The organism is Sinomonas sp. ASV486, from assembly GCF_030908215.1.
Classification (GTDB): Bacteria; Actinomycetota; Actinomycetes; order Actinomycetales; family Micrococcaceae; genus Sinomonas; species Sinomonas puerhi.
The window spans coordinates 52,188-70,333 of sequence record NZ_JAVFJK010000002.1 but is presented as its reverse complement, the minus strand read 5'-3'; the positions used below and the strand labels follow the sequence as shown (position 1 = coordinate 70,333).

16 protein-coding genes and 2 pseudogenes are annotated in these 18,146 nt (G+C 70.8%); 13 read left to right on the top strand and 5 right to left on the bottom strand.

From position 1 onward, the window contains the following. Positions 1–42 precede the first annotated feature (42 nt). The 3 genes from RBS60_RS03045 (at position 43) to RBS60_RS03035 (ending at position 3,660) form a co-directional block, all read left to right on the top strand. Positions 43–1,401: an LCP family protein gene (locus RBS60_RS03045; RefSeq protein WP_307956051.1), complete on the top strand. Its 1,359-nt coding sequence runs from the start codon at positions 43–45 to the stop codon at positions 1,399–1,401. Between the two features lie 126 nt (positions 1,402–1,527). Then, positions 1,528–2,367, top strand: a complete 840-nt coding sequence (locus RBS60_RS03040; protein ID WP_307956050.1) for an SGNH/GDSL hydrolase family protein — start codon at positions 1,528–1,530, stop codon at positions 2,365–2,367. A 99-nt stretch (positions 2,368–2,466) separates the two neighbouring features. Next, positions 2,467–3,660, top strand: coding sequence for a multidrug effflux MFS transporter (locus RBS60_RS03035; RefSeq protein WP_307956049.1), 1,194 nt, complete (start codon positions 2,467–2,469; stop codon positions 3,658–3,660). Positions 3,661–3,723: 63 nt separating this feature from the next. On the opposite strand, the gene RBS60_RS03030 is transcribed toward RBS60_RS03035, so the two are convergent. After that, positions 3,724–4,104 (bottom strand): antibiotic biosynthesis monooxygenase, encoded by a 381-nt coding sequence (locus tag RBS60_RS03030; RefSeq protein WP_307956048.1) that lies wholly within the window; start codon positions 4,102–4,104, stop codon positions 3,724–3,726. 133 nt (positions 4,105–4,237) lie between these two features. On the opposite strand from RBS60_RS03030, the gene RBS60_RS03025 reads away from it, so the two are divergent. The 5 genes from RBS60_RS03025 to RBS60_RS03005 all read left to right on the top strand — a co-directional run bounded on the left by RBS60_RS03025 (position 4,238) and on the right by RBS60_RS03005 (position 10,356). Further along, positions 4,238–5,014 (top strand): nuclease-related domain-containing protein, encoded by a 777-nt coding sequence (locus tag RBS60_RS03025; RefSeq protein ID WP_307956385.1) that lies wholly within the window; start codon positions 4,238–4,240, stop codon positions 5,012–5,014. 114 nt (positions 5,015–5,128) lie between these two features. After that, entirely contained in the window at positions 5,129–6,628 is a 1,500-nt protein-coding gene (locus RBS60_RS03020) for a GNAT family N-acetyltransferase (RefSeq protein WP_307956384.1), read from the top strand. A gap of 120 nt (positions 6,629–6,748) precedes the next feature. Then, positions 6,749–7,882: a phosphatase domain-containing protein gene (locus RBS60_RS03015; protein WP_307956047.1), complete on the top strand. Its 1,134-nt coding sequence runs from the start codon at positions 6,749–6,751 to the stop codon at positions 7,880–7,882. 95 nt (positions 7,883–7,977) lie between these two features. Beyond that, the gene (locus RBS60_RS03010; RefSeq protein ID WP_307956046.1) at positions 7,978–9,153 is read left to right on the top strand and encodes a type III polyketide synthase; all 1,176 of its coding nucleotides are present in this window, start codon (positions 7,978–7,980) and stop codon (positions 9,151–9,153) included. A 15-nt stretch (positions 9,154–9,168) separates the two neighbouring features. Continuing rightward, positions 9,169–10,356, top strand: coding sequence for an NAD(P)/FAD-dependent oxidoreductase (locus tag RBS60_RS03005; RefSeq protein WP_307956045.1), 1,188 nt, complete (start codon positions 9,169–9,171; stop codon positions 10,354–10,356). A 67-nt stretch (positions 10,357–10,423) separates the two neighbouring features. Here RBS60_RS03005 and gluQRS read toward each other — a convergent pair whose 3' ends face one another. From gluQRS to RBS60_RS02985, 4 genes are all read right to left on the bottom strand, one after another. Then, complete coding sequence (gene gluQRS / locus RBS60_RS03000) at positions 10,424–11,344, bottom strand: tRNA glutamyl-Q(34) synthetase GluQRS (protein ID WP_307956044.1); 921 nt, start codon at positions 11,342–11,344, stop codon at positions 10,424–10,426. 26 nt (positions 11,345–11,370) lie between these two features. After that, positions 11,371–12,420, bottom strand: coding sequence for an LLM class flavin-dependent oxidoreductase (locus RBS60_RS02995; RefSeq protein WP_307956383.1), 1,050 nt, complete (start codon positions 12,418–12,420; stop codon positions 11,371–11,373). Positions 12,421–12,581: 161 nt separating this feature from the next. Continuing rightward, on the bottom strand, positions 12,582–13,085 hold the full coding sequence (locus tag RBS60_RS02990) for a hypothetical protein (protein ID WP_307956043.1): 504 nt from the start codon (positions 13,083–13,085) through the stop codon (positions 12,582–12,584). Between the two features lie 263 nt (positions 13,086–13,348). Beyond that, complete coding sequence (locus RBS60_RS02985; RefSeq protein WP_307956042.1) at positions 13,349–14,671, bottom strand: alkaline phosphatase family protein; 1,323 nt, start codon at positions 14,669–14,671, stop codon at positions 13,349–13,351. A gap of 119 nt (positions 14,672–14,790) precedes the next feature. Here RBS60_RS02985 and RBS60_RS02980 point away from each other — a divergent pair. From RBS60_RS02980 to RBS60_RS02960, 5 genes and pseudogenes are all read left to right on the top strand, one after another. Then, positions 14,791–15,264, top strand: a pseudogene (locus RBS60_RS02980) (MarR family winged helix-turn-helix transcriptional regulator); the annotation flags it as partial. Between the two features lie 170 nt (positions 15,265–15,434). Next, positions 15,435–16,202 (top strand): annotated as a pseudogene (locus RBS60_RS02975) (SGNH/GDSL hydrolase family protein). 80 nt (positions 16,203–16,282) lie between these two features. After that, on the top strand, positions 16,283–16,687 hold the full coding sequence (locus RBS60_RS02970; RefSeq protein ID WP_307956041.1) for a metalloregulator ArsR/SmtB family transcription factor: 405 nt from the start codon (positions 16,283–16,285) through the stop codon (positions 16,685–16,687). Continuing rightward, positions 16,684–17,676 (top strand): TIGR03086 family metal-binding protein, encoded by a 993-nt coding sequence (locus tag RBS60_RS02965; RefSeq protein ID WP_307956040.1) that lies wholly within the window; start codon positions 16,684–16,686, stop codon positions 17,674–17,676. Before RBS60_RS02970 ends, RBS60_RS02965 begins: the two co-directional genes overlap by 4 nt. Further along, a complete protein-coding gene (locus tag RBS60_RS02960) occupies positions 17,669–18,133 on the top strand; it encodes an SRPBCC family protein (protein WP_307956039.1) in 465 nt (154 codons plus the stop codon). The genes RBS60_RS02965 and RBS60_RS02960 overlap by 8 nt, the downstream gene beginning before the upstream one ends. Positions 18,134–18,146: the final 13 nt, after the last annotated feature.

The window sequence follows — 18,146 nt, the reverse complement described above, 5'->3', positions numbered from 1 at the left end:
CGCGCCTCCGGTGGGCGCCCGATCCACTTGGAGGTACGCCGCATGCGCAAGTCTGACGACGCGCCCTACAGCAATCTGTATCAGAAGTCGCTCGCGTACGACCGGCGCTGGGTCTACCGCCGACGCCGCGTGGCCGTCCTGGCGGGGGTCCTCGCCGTGGTCCTCGTGGTCGGCGCGGGGATCTGGGCGGTCTCCCTGTACTTCGGATTCGAGAACGGAATCCGCCGGTCGCAGGCGATCAGCGGCGGGGCGGGCCTCGACCAGGACGTCAACATCCTCCTCATGGGCCTCGATTCGCGCCTCGACGAGAACGGGAAGCCCTTGAGCCAGGAGGAGTACGACGCACTGCACTCCGGATCGGCGGACGACGGCGGCTACAACAGCAACGTGCTCATGGTCCTGCACGTGCCGAAGGACGGCAGCCAGGCCACGGTCATCTCGATCCCGCGCGACGACTACGTGGACCTCGCCGGGGCGCCCGATGGCGTCAAGCAGGGAAAGGTCAAGCAGGCGTACGGGTACCGCATGGACGAGGCCATGCGCGAGCTGTCCGCGGACCCCAAGGGCAAGAGCCAGGACGAGACCTACCAGGCGGCCCGGGACGAGGGCCGCAAGGCGGAGATCGCCACGGTCGAGAACTTCCTCAAGATCAAGATCGACCACTTCGTCGAGGTCACGATGGCCGCGTTCCTCTCCGTGGCAAAGGCCGTGGCCCCCATCACTGTGTGCCTCCAGGAGGCCACCAAGGACACCTACTCCGGCGCGGACTTCAAGGCCGGCCAGCAGCAGCTCACCGCGCAGCAGGCTGTCGCGTTCGTGCGGCAGCGCCGCGACACCACCCGTTCGGGGGTCGAGCTGACGGACCTCGACCGTGCGCGCCGCCAGCAGGCGTTCATCTCCTCCCTCGCGACCCAGCTCAAGCAGAAGGGCACGATCACGGACGTCGGGAAGGTGACGGGCATCGTCGACGCGCTCAAGGGCAAGATGGCCCTAGACGAGGGCTTGAACCTCATCGACTTCGGCATGAAGGCCAAACAGCTCACAGAGAACAAGACGAAGTTCGTGACGCTGCCGATTGTGGAGTTCGGCTGGTCGGACACGGGCGAGTCCGTGAACATCGTGGACGCGGGCGCGATCCAGCAGCAGGTCGCGGACCTCCTCAACCCCCAGCCCACGCCGACCCAGGCCCCTGCCCAGGCCGCGTCTGGGCAGTCGCAGCCCGCAGTCGCCTCCGACTCTGGCGCCCAAGCCCCCGCCGCGACGCAGGCAACGGCGCAGGGCCAGGCCAAGTCCGCGGCCTCGGCAGCGGCCCCCGGGCCCTCCCCGTCGCCGACCTCGACGTACAACGCGGGAGACTGGTCCGACGCGCTCATCGGCGGCGGCATCCCCTGCGTCAAGTGATGGGCCACATGACCTGCGAGACGTGGCCACCCGACGGGCAGGGGCCGTTGAGTGGCCACCATGCGCGTCGCCCGGCGTTAACCCCCGCGTTGACCGCGTGTGACCTGCCGTCCCTACGCTGGCGGCGTGGCTAGCGCTCGCAGGCGGTTCGTGGCCCTGGGCGACTCCTTCACGGAAGGCGTCGGGGACTGGAGTCCGGTGCTGCCCAATGGAGTCCGCGGATGGGCGGACCGGGTCGCCGAGAGGCTCGCAAAGACCGAGAAGGGCTGGGAGTACGCGAACCTCGCGGTGCGGTCGAAGCGGCTGCGCCACATCGTCGCGGATCAGCTCGGGCCAGCCCTCGCGATGGAGCCCGACATCGTGACGCTCTACGCCGGCGGCAACGACATCCTCGATGTGGGCACCGACATGGACCAGCTCCTGGCGCAGTACGAGGACCTCGTGCGCCAGCTCGCCGCGACCGGTGCCACCCTCGTGCTGTTCACCGGATACGACGTCAAGGTCAACCCCCTCCTCGAGCCGCTCAAGCACCGCAACTGGCAGTACAACGAACGCGTGCGGAGCCTGGCCTCGGAGTTCGACGCCGTCCTCGTGGACTACTGGTGCTTCGACGAGTACGCGGACCGGCGCATGTGGGACAGCGATCGCCTCCACATGTCCAAGGCCGGGCACAAGTTCCTCGCTCGGATGGTGCTCCACCACCTCGGCTATCCGCAGAGCTTCAAGCCCCGCGAGTGGGAGCCGCCCGCCCGGCGCGGGGCGCGCGAGTGGATCGCCGCGCAGCGCGCGTGGCTCAACGATTGGGTGGTCCCCCTGATCGGACGCAAGATCCGCGGCGTCACCCTCGGCGATCACCTCATGCCCCGCTGGCCCGAGCCCGTCAAGGTCCCGCGCAAGGGCGGCCTGCGCCGCTACGTCGAGGAGCACCCCGAGGCCCTCGACAACACCCCGGACTGGGTGCAGTAGCGCGCCCAGCATGCGGACGAGCGGCACCCGCCACGCGTCGTCGTGTGCTGCGACCCCGTAGGCTTGGCGGGTGCCTGACGTTTCAACCATCCTTGTCCCGTGTCCCTTCGCGCCCTGAGGGCGGACGGTAGCCTGACGGCGCCGTGGCTCCTGATCCTCGCGTTCCTCGGGACCACCGCCCCGCTGTCGACGGACGTCTACCTGCCGAGCTTCCCGCGCGTCCAGCAGGAGTTCGCCGCGTCCGCGTCGGGGGTCCAGCTGACCTTGACGGGCTTCCTGATCGGCATGGCCGTGGGGCAGCTCGCCTTCGGCTCGCTCTCGGACAAGTTCGGGCGGATGCGGCCGCTCCTCGTCGGGACGGCCGGGGCGATCCTCTCCTCCGTCGTGGCAGCACTGGCTCCCAACCTCGAGGTCCTCATCGCCGCCCGGCTCGGCCAGGGGCTGTGCGGTGCGGCGGGGATCGTGATCGCGCGTGCCATCCTCGTCGACCTGACGCGCGGTGCCGAGACCGCCCGGACCATGAGCCTGATGATGACCGTGGGCGGCGTGGCCCCCGCGGTCGCCCCTTCGTTGGGTGCCCTCCTCGAGGACCCGATCGGCTGGCGCGGCATCATGTGGGTCCTCGCGGCGCTGTTTGTGGTCATGTCCGTCAGCGTCGTGACGGTGTTCCGTGAGACGCTGCCGCCCGAGGCGCGCGGGCACCACGGCGTGGTGGGGGGGTTCGCCGAGCTGTTCAAGGTTCCCCGGTTCCTCGGCTACGCAGGACTCTTCGCCACGACCTTCGCCGTCATGATGACGTATATCCCGGCCTCGCCGTTCGTGTACCAGACCGTCATGGGGCTGCCGCCGATCGCGTACGGGGCGCTGTTCGGGGCGAACGCCGTCGGGCTCATCGGGGCCGGCTACACGTCGTCGCGGCTAGTGCGCCGCGTGCCCGCGCAGCGCATCGTGACGGTGGCCGCGGCCGCGCTCCTCGTGGTGTGCGTGGTCCTGCTCGCGCTGGCGCTTGCGCCTGTGCCCCGCTGGCTCCTCGCGATTCCGATCTGGTTCGCCGTGACAGGGGTCGGGTTCATCATGGGCAACTCCTCGGCCCTCGCCCTAGACGCCGTGCGGCACGTCTCCGGCAGCGGGTCCGCCCTGCTCGGCGCGGCCCAGTTCGTGTTCGGTGCGATCGTCTCGCCGCTCTCCGGACTCGCGGGGGAGCACACCGCCGTCCCCATGGCGATCATCATGACGACGGCGGCCGCTGCCGCCGCGCTCCTGGCGCTGGTCCTGCGGCGCCGCCACGGCTGAGGACCGGCTGGCTGAGGACCGGCTGGCTGAGGTCGCCGAGCCGCAGGGCAGGTGCGGGCCGGACTACCTGCCGAGGTCGGCGGGCTCGAAGCTCCACAGCTCTGCGGAGACGCCCACGGGACGCTGACGCTGCTCTGGCGAGGGGGCGCCGTCGGCCACCGCCCCCTCGGCCCGGGCGCCTGCACCTTCGCTGGCGTCCCCGGCACCGGGCCGCCCGTGCCCGTGGCCGAACGATGCCGAGTTCTTCCACGCCTCGTAGCTCTCCTCGTCGGCCCACCGGGTCACGACGAGCCAGACGTTGCGACCGTCGGTGGGCTGCAGCAGTTCGAAGCCCTCGAAGCCGGGCTGACCGTCCACGGCGCCAGCCCGGCCGGCGAAGCGGCGCGCGAGCTCGTCGCCGGACTCTGCGGGGACGGTGATGGCGTTGATCTTCACAATGCTCATGCCCCGATCCTCGCAGGCGACGCTGACCGGCGCCTGAACATGACGGCCCCGCGGCTCGCAGCGCCCGCTACGCTTGTCCCTGACGCGTCATGGGGGCGCCGTCAGCACGGCGAAGGGGACCACCGTGGACTTCATGACCGGCCCGCTGAGGGCACGTGTCGCAGGACAGGCCGTCATGGCCGAGACCCTCCGGCTCCAGGCGGGAACGCCGCGCCGCCGCGGGCTCGCCCGGCTCTTCGGGGCCAATCCGCTCGCGCCGGAGGCCCGCAGCTGGTACGCCGGCGCCGTGGGCGAGATGCGCGTGGCGCGGGCCCTGTCCAAGCTCGGCCCCGAGTGGCACGTCCTCCATTCCATTCCGGTGGGCACCCGCGGCTCGGACATCGACCACCTCGTGGTCGGCCCGGGCGGCGTCTTCACCCTCAACACGAAGAACCACGCGGGCAAGGACGTGTGGGTCGCTGGCAGCGTGCTCATGGTCAATGGGCAGCACGAGAAGTACCTGCGCAATTCCGCGCATGAGGCCAAGCGCGCCGCTGCCCTCCTCACACGCGCGGTGGGCCGCGAGGTGCCGGTGCGCGCCGCCGTCGTGCTCGTGGCCCCGCGGCGGGTGACCATCCGACGCTTCGCCGAGGGCGCCGCGGTCGTGACCGACTCCCAACTGCGCCGCTGGCTCACCAAGCAGGCGAAGCTCCTGAACGCGGGCGACGCCGCCCGGCTCGCCGCCGTCGCCGCGGAACCGTCCACGTGGGGTCACCAGCAGGCGCCGAGTGAGGACCCGTCGGCCACGAGGATGTCCTTCGGCGCTCTGCACACCGCGGTCATGAGGGCGCAGGGGCGGCGCCTCGTGTGGGCCGGCGCGGCCGCCGTCACGCTGTTCGGGAGCGCGGCCGGGAGCATCTGGCTCCGCTAGCGCACGCTGCGTCCCGGCCGCAGTAACCTCGGCGCCCGCAACCACCCCGCAGCCTCGGCGCTACGTGCCGTCGTTAGACTCGCCTCAGCATCCATGACGCGCAAAGGAGCACTCATGACCACGTGGCGGATCAGGGACTTCCACCCCTCGGACCTCGACGGCATCCTCCACCTCTGGAGTGCCATGACGGCCTCTGGAATCGAGCCCGTGTACTCGCTCTCCGAGGTGCTCGCGAGCTGCCAGAAGGACGTGGCAGTCGTCGCGCTCCAGGGGGACGACCTCGTGGGCGCCGCGGTGGGCCGCGCGGCCCATGAGCAGGGCTGGATCGTCTTCCTCGCCACGCTCCCCGAATGGCGCTCTCGCGGGATCGGGACGGCGCTGCTCGCGGCGCTTGAGAACCGCATGGCCCCGCTTGGCCTCACGAAGCTCTCGGCCCTCATGCCGGACACCGAGACCCGCCTCGAGGCATTCCTCAGCCGGGGCTTCAAGGACGTGCAGAACCTGCGCTTCTTCGAGCGACAAATCCCCGTGGCGCGGACTGAGCTCGAGCCGCTAGCGCAGCTCGGCGGCCGCGTCCTGCCGCGGGACCTGTGGGACCAGGTCGCTGGCATGAAGAACGAGAAGCAGCTCCTCGAGCGCAGGCTCGTCCTTCCCCTGGCCCAGGCAGAGCTCGCGGACGAGTTCGGCGTGGTGCCGCCGCGCGCCGTCGTGCTCTTCGGCCCGCCCGGGACCGGCAAGACGACGTTCGCGAAGGCGATCGCGTCGCGCCTCGAGTGGCCCTTCGTCGAGGTGTTCCCCTCGCGGCTGGCCGGCGAACCGGAGGGCCTCGCGGGAGCGCTGCGCAAGACGTTCCTCGAGATCTCCGAGCTCGAGCACGCCGTCGTGTTCCTCGACGAGGTCGAGGAGATCGCGTCGCACCGCGCGGGCGATCCGCCGAGCCCCAACCAGGGCGTCACGAACGAGCTGCTCAAGATCATCCCGGCCTTCCGCGAGCAGCCCGGCCGCCTGCTGGTGTGCGCGACGAACTTCATCCGCGCCCTCGACTCGGCCTTCCTGCGCCACGGCCGCTTCGACTATGTCATCCCGATCGGCCTCCCGGACGCCGAGGCCCGCCACAGCATGTGGGAACGCTTCATCCCCGAGGCGGTCCTGCCGGAGGTCGACGTCGCGCAGCTCGTGGCGCGCACCGAGGGCTTCTCGCCGGCGGACATCGAGTTCGCGGCCCGTTCCGCGTCGCAGCGCGCGCTCGAGAAGGCGGTCTATCGCGCCGAGTCTCCCGCTGGGGCCCCCGCTGGGGCCCCCGCTGGGGCCCCAGCCGGGCGCGTCCCGGTGCTCGGCACCGCGGGGTCCGCGGCCGCTGGAGGTGCGCTCCACCGCGACGCCTCGGAGCTAGAGGGCGGCGTCGCGCACGACGTCGCGCACGGCTCCCACCACGACGTCGCGCACGGTTCCCCGCACGACGGCGAGCTGGCCGCCGACGCCGGGGCCGCGAACGGGCGGCGGGGGCCTACCACGGAGGACTACCTGGAGGCGATCGCCGAGACCAAGACGACCGTGAGCGAGGAGGTCGCGGCGGCCTTCCTCGAGGACATCGAGGAGCTCGCCCGCGCGTGACGGAGGCCTTCCCTCAGGCGGGCTGCCCTGGCGCCCGCCGGAGCGTGCGGCCGCGGAATGCTGTGAGTCCGCTGTGGCGCCGATGTGAACTGAGCCCCTCCCTCGTGGGAGAGTGTTCCTATGACAGCGCAGGAGGTCCAGGCCGTCGACGCGCCCCGCGGCACTGAAGACTCGGGGCCAACGACCAGCGGGACGGCATCGGACGGCCCGTCCTCCCGCTGCACCCCCGTGACGCCGCGGCTCAAGCCGCTCTTCCACGTGGCGCGGCGGTTCGCACAGGGGTGGAACGACCTCCGCACCCGTCAGGCCCGGCATGGCGACTATGTGGCCCAGGTCGTGGCGTACCGGGGCTACGGCAGCACCCGCCGAGTGCGTGTGCTCGGGCGCGTCCTCTACTCGCGGCCGGGGCTGCATGGGAATTCGGACGCCTTCAACAACTTCCGCGGGTGGGTCTCCTTCACGTCTGTTCCGATCCAGCATGCGGAGGTGACGGTCGAGATCGAGGGTGCGCGCGCCGTCGTGCGTGCTGATGGCGGCGGCGTGGTGGATGTGCTCGTCGACGTCGAGCTCGAGCCGGGATGGCATGAGGTGCGGATGAGCGCCGAGGGCGCCGAGCCGTCTGTGGCCCAGGTGATGATCGTCGAGCCAGGGGCACGGTTCGGGATCGTCTCGGACATCGACGACACCGTGATGGTCACCGCGCTGCCGCGCCCGTTCCTCGCGCTGTGGAACACGTTCGTGCTGAGCGAGCGCGCCCGCACGCCCACGCCGGGCATGGCGGTCCTGCTGGACCGGCTCGCCGCCGAGCACCCAGAGGCGCCGGTCGTGTACCTATCGACCGGGCCGTGGAACTCCGCGCCCACGCTCCAGCGGTTCCTGGGCCGCAACCTGTACCCGGCCGGTCCCCTCCTGCTCACAGACTGGGGCATGACGCCGGACCGCTGGTTCCGCTCCGGCCGCGAGCACAAGCGCGAGAACCTCGAGCGGCTCGCCGCCGAGTTCCCGGACATCCGCTGGCTCCTCGTCGGGGACAACGGCCAGCACGACGAATCGATCTACGCCGAGTTCGCCGCGGAGCACCCCGCCTCCGTCGGGGCAGTCGCCATCCGGCAGCTCTCCCCGGGGCAGGCGGTCTTCTCCGGGGGCACGACGCATGACGGCGATTCGGTCGCCTCCCGTCAGGACGTCGTGTGGGCGTCGGCGCCCGACGGTGCGGGGCTCGCCGCGCAGCTCGAAGCCGCCGGAGTGGTGTAGGCGCCGCCTCCCGTCTGGGGTCGCCCCACCGACAGCTTTCGATCGGATCCCCCGACCCCTTGTTTCTCCACCCCCTCCCGGGGGAAGAATGGCCCATGACCGTCCTCGTGAGGTCCCTTGAGACCGCCGTCCCGTCCACCCTCCTCAAACAGCCCGAGGCCCGAGACGTCTTCGCCGCGCAGGAGGGGCTGACACGCCTCGGCCAGCGGCTCGTCACGGCATGCTTCGACGCGGCCGCGATCGATACCCGCTACTCGGCCATCGCAGAGTTCTCGTGGGACCGCCCCGACCATGACCCGGACTTCTTCGACCCCAGCACCGGGACCCTCCTGACGCCGAGCACCAAGACGCGCAACGACCTCTTCGTCCGCGAGGCCACCCCGCTCTTCACGGAGACGGCCCGCCGCGCCCTCGATAACGCGGATGGCATCGCGCCCGAGGATGTCACCCACGTGGTCACGGTCTCGTGCACGGGCTTCTTCAACCCCGGACCGGACTACCGGATCGTGCGCGATCTGGGCCTGAGCCCCTCCGTGCAGCGCTTCCACCTCGGCTTCATGGGCTGCTACGCCGCGTTCCCGGCGCTGCGCATGGCCAAGGCGTTCTGCGACGCGGACCCGAACGCCGTCGTGCTGGTGGCGATCGTCGAGCTCTGCACGCTCCACGTCCGCAGCTCGAACAACCCGGACACCATCCTCGGGGCGTCCTTGTTCGCCGACGGCGCCGCGGCGGCCGTCGTGACCGCGCGCGGCCTCCCGCTCACGCGGCCGGCCCTCTCGCTCGACGCGTTCGAGACGACCCTGACGCCTGTGGGCGAGGAGACGATGGCCTGGAACATCGGCGACGAGGGCTTCGAGATGGTCCTCGGGACCTACGTCCCGCACATCATCGACGACCACATCACCGGTGCGCTCGAGCCGCTGCTCGCGCGGGACCCGGAGCTTGCCGGCCGCCCGCACGCGGAAATCGACCACTGGGCCGTACACCCCGGCGGCCGCAGCATCGTGGACAAGGTTGCCGCGCGCCTTGGGCTGTCCGAGGCGCAGGCCGCGCCCGCCTACGACACCCTCCGCGAGTTCGGCAACATGTCCAGCGCCACGATCATGTTCGTCCTCGAGAAGATCCTCGCGCTGCCCGTGGCGACTGGCGCTGGCGCACACGACGGCGCCGGGCCGGGTTCGCGCGCCGCCGGCGCCGAGCGCGTGTGCGCGATGGCGTTCGGCCCCGGCCTCACCGTCGAGACGGCACTCATGACCCGACTCCTGCCGTAGCGGCGGGGCAGGAGGGTGGAGGCGCACGGCCGGCGCGAGGTGCACGACGCCGTCGTCGTCGGCGGGGGGCCGGTGGGGATGTGCTTCGGAATCCTCCTGGCGCTCCACGGGGCGGACGTCGTAGTCCTCGAGGCGAGGCCCGAACGGCTCGGCCACACCCGCGCCATCGGCATCCATCCGCCCGGTCTGCGCGTCCTGGAGCGGGCCGGCGTGGCAGGGGCCCTCGTGGCGCAGGGGGTGCAGATCGGGGAGGGCGTCGCGCGCTCGCGGGCCTCGGGCCGGACGGAGGAGATAGCAAGGCTGCATTTCGATCCTCCCGTGCTCGCCGTGCCGCAGTGGGCCACGGAGGAGGCGCTCGAGTCCCGGCTCGCCGCGATCGCCCCCGGTGCCCTCCGCCGCGGCGTGCGCGCGGTGCGGACCGAGCAGACGGAGGGCGGCGCCGTCGTGCGCTGCGAGGACGGCACGTACGCGGGGCGCTGGGTCGTCGCGGCCGACGGCGCGCGCTCGCCGCTGCGCTCGTGCCTCGGCGTCCCCACGTACGGGCACCCGCTCCGCGACGCGTACCTCATGGGGGACTTCGCGGACGCGACGGGCGACGGCGCGCTCGCCGTGCTGCACCTCGAGGCGGCAGGAATCGTCGAATCGTTCCCGCTGCCGGGCGGGGTACGTCGATGGGTGGCGCATCTGGACGAGCCGGCCGTCGACCCCTCTGCCAGGGACCTCGCGCAGATCATCGAGGAGCGGACCGGCGCGGGCCTCGACACTTCCACGTGCACGATGCTGAGTGCCTTCACGGTCACGGAGCGGCTTGCGGCACGGATGGTGGTCGGGCGCGTGCTGCTCGCGGGGGATGCCGCCCATGAGGTGAGCCCCATCGGCGGCCAGGGCATGACTCTGGGATGGCTCGATGCCGAGGCCTTCGCCCCGCTCATCGCTGCCGGACTCGATTGCGGTGGTTCCATCGGTAGCGGCGGTGGTGCCAGGGGTGGTTCCGGCTCCGGCTGGTCCCAACTCTGGGCCGCGGCCGAGCGCGAGCGGCTGCGTGCGGCGCGTGCGGCCGCGCGGCAGGCGGGGGTCAATATGACCCTGGGCAGGGCCCTCCCGCCGCCGCTCATGGCCGCGCGCAACGCAGCGTTCCGCAGGCTCTACGGCGTCCCTTGGCTCGGCGGCCGCACGGCGGCGCGCTTCACGATGCAGAGCTGATCACGCAGCGTGAGGGCCGGGCGCATGTGTCGGATTAGTGCCGGTCTGAGTGGCCCCGCACCCCGCATCAACCCGACAGTTCGCGGGGTCGCGCCCGGGCGGTGAGAGCGGCCGGGTGGAGGACCCACGGATCGCGGGGGAGCGCCTCGGGGCGGAAGTCCCGGAGTGCGTCCCCGAGCGCGCTAGGCAGGCCAAGCGACTCGAGGAGGAGCGCTGTCACCTGCTCGGCTGGCACCCCCAGGAGCGCGAGGGCCGCAAGGGTCACCGCGCCGTCGCGCTTCGCGAGCCGTCGGCCAGCTGGGTTGAGCACGAGCGGCACATGCGCGTACGAGGGCACGCGCACGCCGAGCAGCCCCGCGAGGTACGCCTGCCGCGGGGTGGAGGGCAGGAGGTCGTCGCCGCGGACCACCTGGTCCACACCCTGCGCGGCGTCATCCACGACCACCGCGAGGTTGTACGCCACGACCCCGTCGTTGCGCCGCAGCACGAAGTCGTCGACAACGCCCGTGTACCGCCCGTGCAGGCCGTCGGTGACGGCCCATTCGGTGACCCCGGCGCGGAGGCGGATCGCGGCGGGACGCTCCGCGCGGCGTCGTGCGCGCTGCGCCTCGGTGAGGTCGCGGCATGTCCCGGGGTACGCCCCTTGCGGCGCGTGCGGGGCGCTGGGCGCCTCCTGGATCTCACGGCGCGTGCAGTAGCACTCGTAGGTGAGGCCCGCCGCGGTGAGGCGCGCGATCGCGTCGTCGTACAGCGAGCCGCGTTCGGTCTGGCGGACCACCTCGCCGTCCCAGTCGAGGCCGACGGCGGCGAGGTCCCGCAGCTGGACGGCCTCGGCTCCAGCGCGGGCCCGGTCCAGGTCCTCGACGCGCAGGATGAAGCGACGGCCCGTGGACCTCGCGAAGAGCCACGCGAGCAGCGCCGTGCGCAGGTTGCCGACGTGCAGTTCGCCGGAAGGGCTGGGGGCGAAGCGGCCGGCGCCGTGATTCATGGGCACAAGGCTACTGGTCCGAGCCGCTACTGGCCCAGCGCCTTCCTGACCGCCGGAACTACCTCCGTGGCGAACAGTTCGATCGACGCCGAGGTCTCGGCGAAGGGCAGTGTCCCGAGGCCCACCTGGGCCATGAAGCGGTCGGTGCCGAGCATCTCGTGCGTCGCGAGGATGCGCTCGGTGATCTGTGCGGGGCTGCCCACGAGGAGTCCGCCGCCCGGACCCGCCCACGCATCGAACTGCTCGCGCGGGAATCCATCGGCGGGGCGCGGCATGTTCTGCTCGATGTACGCCGCGTAGTGCGGGTAGAACGTATCGCGGGCCTCCTGCGACGTCCGCGCCACATACAGGTGGCTGCCGGTTCCGACTCTGAGGGACGACGCCGCGTGGCCGGCTTGGGCGGCGGCTGCCCGATAGAGCTCGACGTGCCGCGCGAAGTGCTGGGGTCCCGACAGGAGCGCGAGGAAGAGCGGGACCCCGGCCTGCCCAGCGCGGACGAAGCTCGACGGCGTGCCGCCCACGCCGCGCCAGATCGGGAGCCGGTCCTGGACGGGCCGCGGCGCGATCGCGGCGTCCTGCAGGGCGTGATGGGCGCGCTGCCTGCCATTCGCGGATCCGGGTGTCGGCCACGTGACGTCGGCCTGCTCCCGCATCTGCAGGAGGAGCTCGAACTTGTCCTCGAACAGGGCGTCGTAGTTCGCGGGGTCGTAGCCGAAGAGCGGGAAGGACTCGGGGAAGACGCCGCGCCCGGCGATGATCTCGGCGCGGCCGCCGGAGATGATGTCCAGGGTTGCGAACTGCTCGAAGACGCGGGCCGGGTCCTGGGTCGAGAGGACGGTGACCGCTGTGGTGAGCCGGATCCGCTCGGTCTCGCGTGCTATTGCGGCTAAAACGATCTCCGGCGCGGAGAACGCGAAGTCGTGGCGGTGGTGCTCGCCGAGGCCAATGATGTCGAGCCCCGCCTGGTCCGCGGCCTTAGCGAGCCGGATGGTCTCGTCGATGCGCTGGGCGGCCGAGCGGGAGGTGCCTGAGGCTCCGCGAGTGAGCTCGCCGAACGTGAAGATGCCGAAGTCCATAGTCACTTGAACATTCAACCATCACGATCGTATTCCCGCGGCATCGGATTCTGCGTCCCTCCGTGCCTGGATGGTGCCGGGATCGACGGGAGGGCCCTCCCTGAAACAGGGACGGCCCTCCGCATCGCGGTTCTGGTGTGGGACGGTCCTAGAAGAGGTTCCTAGAACACGGTCCACGTGCCGGGAACGTTGACTGTGATGCCATTCGTCGTGTCCGTCACGCTGAGGTTGGTCCAGGCGGCGCTCAGGAGCGTTGTGGTCTGTCCGGGCGGGCAGATCAGATTCGAAAGGATGGTACCCATCGACGGCGCGTTGAGCGTTTCGCTCGCGATCACGTTGCCGCCCGCGGAGGCGGTGAAGGGCTCGGACTTGGACACCGTGTTCGAGAAAGCGGTCTTGTTGGAGGCCTTCGGATGGTTGGAGCCGCCGTTGATGCAGCCGAGGACGAACGAGAACGTCGCCGTGGTCGTGACGTCCACGGTGGCCCCGGCTCCGACGCCGGCTTCTTTGAAGTTCACCTGGAGGTCACTGCCGACGAGCTGGGCGTTGACGTAGATGAAGTGCGGATTGCCGCCGCCGCCAGAGGCGGCCTGAGCGGGCGCGCCGATCGCGAAAACGGCGAGGAGGGTGACGGCGAGGATGGACAGGAATCTGCGGATACGCATGGTGGAGCTTCTTGGGACGCAGGGTCTTGGAGCGCCTCCCCAGCAAAGGCTGATGCGGAGCTGGCCCCCCAGCTGGCTTCCGCGCCTATCGGCGGCCGGTTGCGCAGAACCGTCGGCCGCTTCGATTCTACGCCGCGCCGTAGCAGAAGGGAGGCGCGCGGACGACGGCGCGTGCCCGCCGTCGTCCGCTCCGCGCCTCGCCCGTCGGTGACCCCGCTCCGCGCCTCGCCTGTCAGTGACCCCCCGGGCCCTCAGGCGCCTTCTCAGCCGGCGGGCGTGAACTTCGCCATGAGCTCGTCGCGGACATCGGCGAGGTGGGACGGCGTCGCGACGAGCGCGGCGGGGAGGGCCGGCTGCGTGGGTGCGGAGACGCCGGCGAGGGGGTCGTCCGTGCGGGGGGCAGACAGCGTGAGGGCGGCGCCGACGTCGGGCGCAGCCGCGTCCCGGCGGGTGAGCGGCGTGAGGCCGAACCGGTGCTCGACCGTGGCGAGGATGCTCGTGTGATCGAGGGGCGTGGTCCCCGGTGCTACGCGGAACACCGTGCCGGCGGGGATGAGGGGGCTCACGAGGACGGTGGGCACACGTGGGCCAAAACGGGTGAAGTCGAAGCCGAACTCGCCTGGGGAGCTGTCCGGTGGCGTGGCACCCGAGGGCGGCGGGACGTGGTCATAGCAGCCGCCGTGCTCGTCGTAGGTGACGATGAGGAGCGTCTTGGCCCAGCCGGGCCCCGAGCGGAGCGCATGGTAGGTGTCGAGGATGAGCTGCTCGCCTGCGGCCATGCTGTAGTTGGGGTGCTGGCTGTTGCCAGTCGAGCTCCAGCTGGGTTCCACGAAGGCGAAACCCGGGAGCGTCCCCGCCGCAGCGTCGGCCTGGAAGTCCTTGAATAGGCCGATGTTCGCTGCCGGGGCCTTCTGGGTGTCGGGGAAGTTGAGGCGCGTGAGCGGCGGCTTGCTGTATCCGTAGATCTTCCACGGGATGCCGTGCTGGCCGAGGAGCCCGAAGATGCTGGGGACGGTGTAGGACTTGGTGACGTCGTCCATGTGGCCCTGGCTCGTCCCGGCACAGGTGAAGGCGCGGTTCGGCATGGTCTCGGTAGGCACGGAGCTGAACCAGTGGTCGCACACGGCGAATCCGCGCGCGAGCCCGCTCAGCACCGGCAGGGTGTCCGGCGCGTAGCAGCCCATGATCCAGTTCGGCGCCGTTCCCGGGACCACGTACCACTTCTTCGCCTGGTTGTCCTTGATGGCCTGGGCGTAGTCGGTGACGAATCCGGTCATCGTGGGGGCGGCACCGGGGGCCGGCTGCGTGGTCCCGAAGAGCTGGCTGTTGGCCTTCGCGAACCCTTCGCCCGGGTCCGCGCCGGGCATGAAGTACGCGTCCGGGGTGGTCGGGGCGATGGGGTAGACGGGCACGGGCTTGCCGTCTGTGCCAGGGCAGCTCTCGGTGCCCGTGAGCCCCTCGAACGGCGCCCCGCTCGGCGAGACGTTTCCCGAGCCGTGGTAGAGGTAGCCGAGCATGTGGTCGAACGATCTGTTCTCGAGCATGAGGACCACGATGTGGTCGATGCCGGCGAGTCCTGGAGCCATGGCTGTTCCTTCGCGCTGGGGTCGGTGGAGCCTGCGACGTCAGGCTAGGGCCCGCGGCAGCCCGCGCGGAACGGTCCGCGCAGCCGGTTCAGGATGTTCACAGCCTATGCTTGGTATCCGTGACGGAACCCCGTTGGCTGACCGCCGAAGAACGCCGGGCCTGGCTGGCCCTGTTGAGCGTGAGCACCCTCCTGCCTGCTGCACTGGATGCCCACTTGACCCAGCTGAACAAGCTCTCCCTGTTCGACTACAACGTCCTCGCGATGCTCTCCGAGGCCGAAGGGCGTCTGCTCCCGATGAAGGAGCTGGCATCGCGCACCTCGTCGTCGCTGTCGCGGCTTTCGCACGTTGTGACCAAGCTCCAGGCACGCGGCTGGATCGACCGCCGCCCCTCGCCCGACGACGCCCGCGTCACCACCGCCCATCTGACCGACGCCGGGTGGGAAACCATCGTGGACCTCGCCCCCGACCACGTGGAGCGGGTGCGGCAGATCGTCCTCGACCCCCTCGACCCGCAGGACGTGGCCCGGTTGGCCGAGATCGCGGAGAAGATTGTTGGCAAGCTGCAGGCGGACCACTGGATCTTCCGGGACCAGGTCCGGATCGAGGGCGAGCGTCCCAAGGCTGCGCAGGCTGGGGCGACAGAGCCAGCCGGGAGGGCGGCGCCGGCTGGGGCCGCCGAGCTGACATCTGGGACGACAGCGCCCGCCGGGACGACAGCGCCCGCTGCCGAAGCCGAGACGCACGACGGCGAGGCCACACCGTGAGCGTCGACTTCACCACTCGCTTCGTGGCTCTGGGCGACTCGTTCACCGAGGGCGTGGGCGATCCGGACGCGTCCCGCCCGAACGGCGTGCGGGGCTGGGCCGACCGGGTTGCGGAGCAGCTCCAGGCTGCGGACCCTGCAACCGGCTACGCGAACCTGGCGATCCGCGGACGCAAGATCCGCGCGATCCTGGCCGAGCAGATCGAGCCGGCGCTCGCGCTGCGGCCCACGCTTGTGACGCTCTATGCGGGCGGGAACGACATCCTGCGGCACAAGGTAGACATCGACGCGCTGCTGGAGGACTACGACGCGGCGGTCGCCCGGCTCGTCGGGGCGGGGGTCCGCGTGCTCCTCTTCACTGGGTTCGACGCAGGCTCCTCGAAGGTCTTCGGAGCCATGCGCGGACGGACCGCGATCTACAACGAGCAGGTCCGCTGGATCGCCGAGCGCCACGGCGCAGCGCTGGTTGACTACTGGCGGTTCCATGAATTCCAGGACTGGCGCATGTGAGACACCGACCGCATGCACATGTCCTCCCTCGGCCACGCGACGATGGCCAACCGGGTACTCAGCGTCCTCGAGCACGAGGGCCTCGCCGACGTCCCAGAGATGCCGGAGCTGCCCGTCCTCAGCCGTGTTGAGCAGCTGAGGGCCAATGCCGTGTGGGTCCGCGAGTTCGCGGGGCCCTGGGTCATGCGCCGGCTCACGGGCCGCTCCTCGGGCGACGGCCTGAGCCCGAAGTACCCCATCCTCACCCGCCTGTAGAGCTCATTCCAGGCACTGGACCGAAGGCATGTCCCTCCGACCCGTTGACTTAATACGTTAGTGATGGCTAACGTATATTCATGCCCGATCTCCTGGAAGTCGCTGCGGAGCCTACGCGCCGCCGCATCCTCCAGCTGCTCGCGGCAGGGGAGTCCGCGGTCACGCCGCTGTCTGATCGCTTTGCGGCGACGCGATCCGCCATCTCCCAGCACCTCCTCCTCCTCGCGGAGGTGGGCCTCGTCGAGGTCCGCAAGGAGGGCCGCAACCGGCTCTATCGGCTATCGGCCAAGGGCATGGCCCGCCTGCACGAGCAGGTAGCCGTGTTCTGGACGAACGAGCTCAACCTCCTGGTCGCAGACGCGCACGCCCTCGCGGCGTCCGGTCCGGCTCCAGGGCCTACAGGCCAAACCGCATCAGAAGGCCAGACCCCATCCGAAGGCCAGAACCTATCCGAAGGCCAGACCCCATCCGAAGGACCGTCATGACATTCGCACAGACCGTGTTCCTGCCCGTCACTCCGGACGAGGCGTTCGGCCTCGTTACCCAGCCCGAGCGCCTGCGCCGCTGGATGACCATCACCTCCCGCATCGACCTGCGCGCAGGCGGGGACTTCCGCTGGACCGTTGTCCCCGGCGCCTACGCCGCAGGCACCGTCACCGAGGTCGAGCCCGGGCGCCGGATCGCCTTCGCCTTCGGCTGGGAGGGCCACGGAGAGGTGCCGCCCGGGTCCTCGGACCTCACCATCACGCTCGAGCCTGCCGAGGGCGGCACGAACCTCACCCTCGTCCACGCTGGTTTGAGCCCAGCGCAGGAGGAGGATCACGCCCAGGGGTGGACGCATTACCTCGGCCGTCTTGCGGCACTTGCAGGGACGGGCGATGCAGGCCTCGACGTGTGGGTCCAGCCCGAGCACTTCGACCAGATCGCGGGCGCGGACGCATCGTTCGCCGTCCTCGACCGGGTACTCGCCGCCGTGACGCCCGACGCCGCCGCGCGCCCCACGCCGTGCGAGGACTTCAACGTCGCTGCCCTCACCGACCACCTGCACGGGAGCATCGTGAGCATCGGTACGGCCATAGGCGCCCAGTTCCCTGCTGAATTCCCGTCCTCGTCGGTGACGTTCGACGCCGAGGCGCGCCTCGCCGTCGTCATCCAGCCGACGCTCGAGGCGCTCGCGCACCGCGGCCTTGACGGCACGGTTGACATGGGCTTCGCCGTGATGCCCGCGACGAGCGTGGCCAACATCCTCAACATCGAGCTGCTCGTGCACGCGTGGGACTACGCGTCGGCGCTCGGGCGAGACCTCGAGGTCTCCGCCGAGCTGTCCCAATACGTCCTCGGGCTCGCCGAGGAAACCATCACGGACCAGGTCCGGGCGAGTGGCTCGTTTGCCGGGGCCAAGCTCGTCGACGAGTCCGCTCACGCACTCGACCGCCTCGTTGCCTTCACCGGGCGGGTGGCCTCCCGTGGCTGAACGTCTCGCTGGCCGCCGGGTCGATGTCGAGGTCGCGACGACGATCGCGCGGCCGTGCGCCGTCGTCGCCGCCTACGCCGCGGATCCGGACAATGCGCCCGAGTGGTACGCGAACATCCGCTCCGCAGTATGGCGTACACCGAAACCACTGGCGGTCGGAAGCGAGATCGACTTCCGCGCCCGGTTCATGGGCCGCGACCTCGCGTACACGTACCGCGTCGAGGAGTTCGTGCCCGGTGAACGACTCGTCATGGCGACCGCGCAGGGGCCGTTCCCGATGCGCACCACCTACACGTGGGCCGTTGACCACTCCGGAAGCACGGTCATGACGCTCCGCAACGACGGCGCGCCGCGCGGCTTCGCGGCCCTCACGGCTCCGCTCATGGAGGCGATGATGCGGCGCGCCAATGTCAAAGACCTCGCGCGGATCAAGGACATCCTCGAGGCGCGGGGATAGCCACCAAGGGACC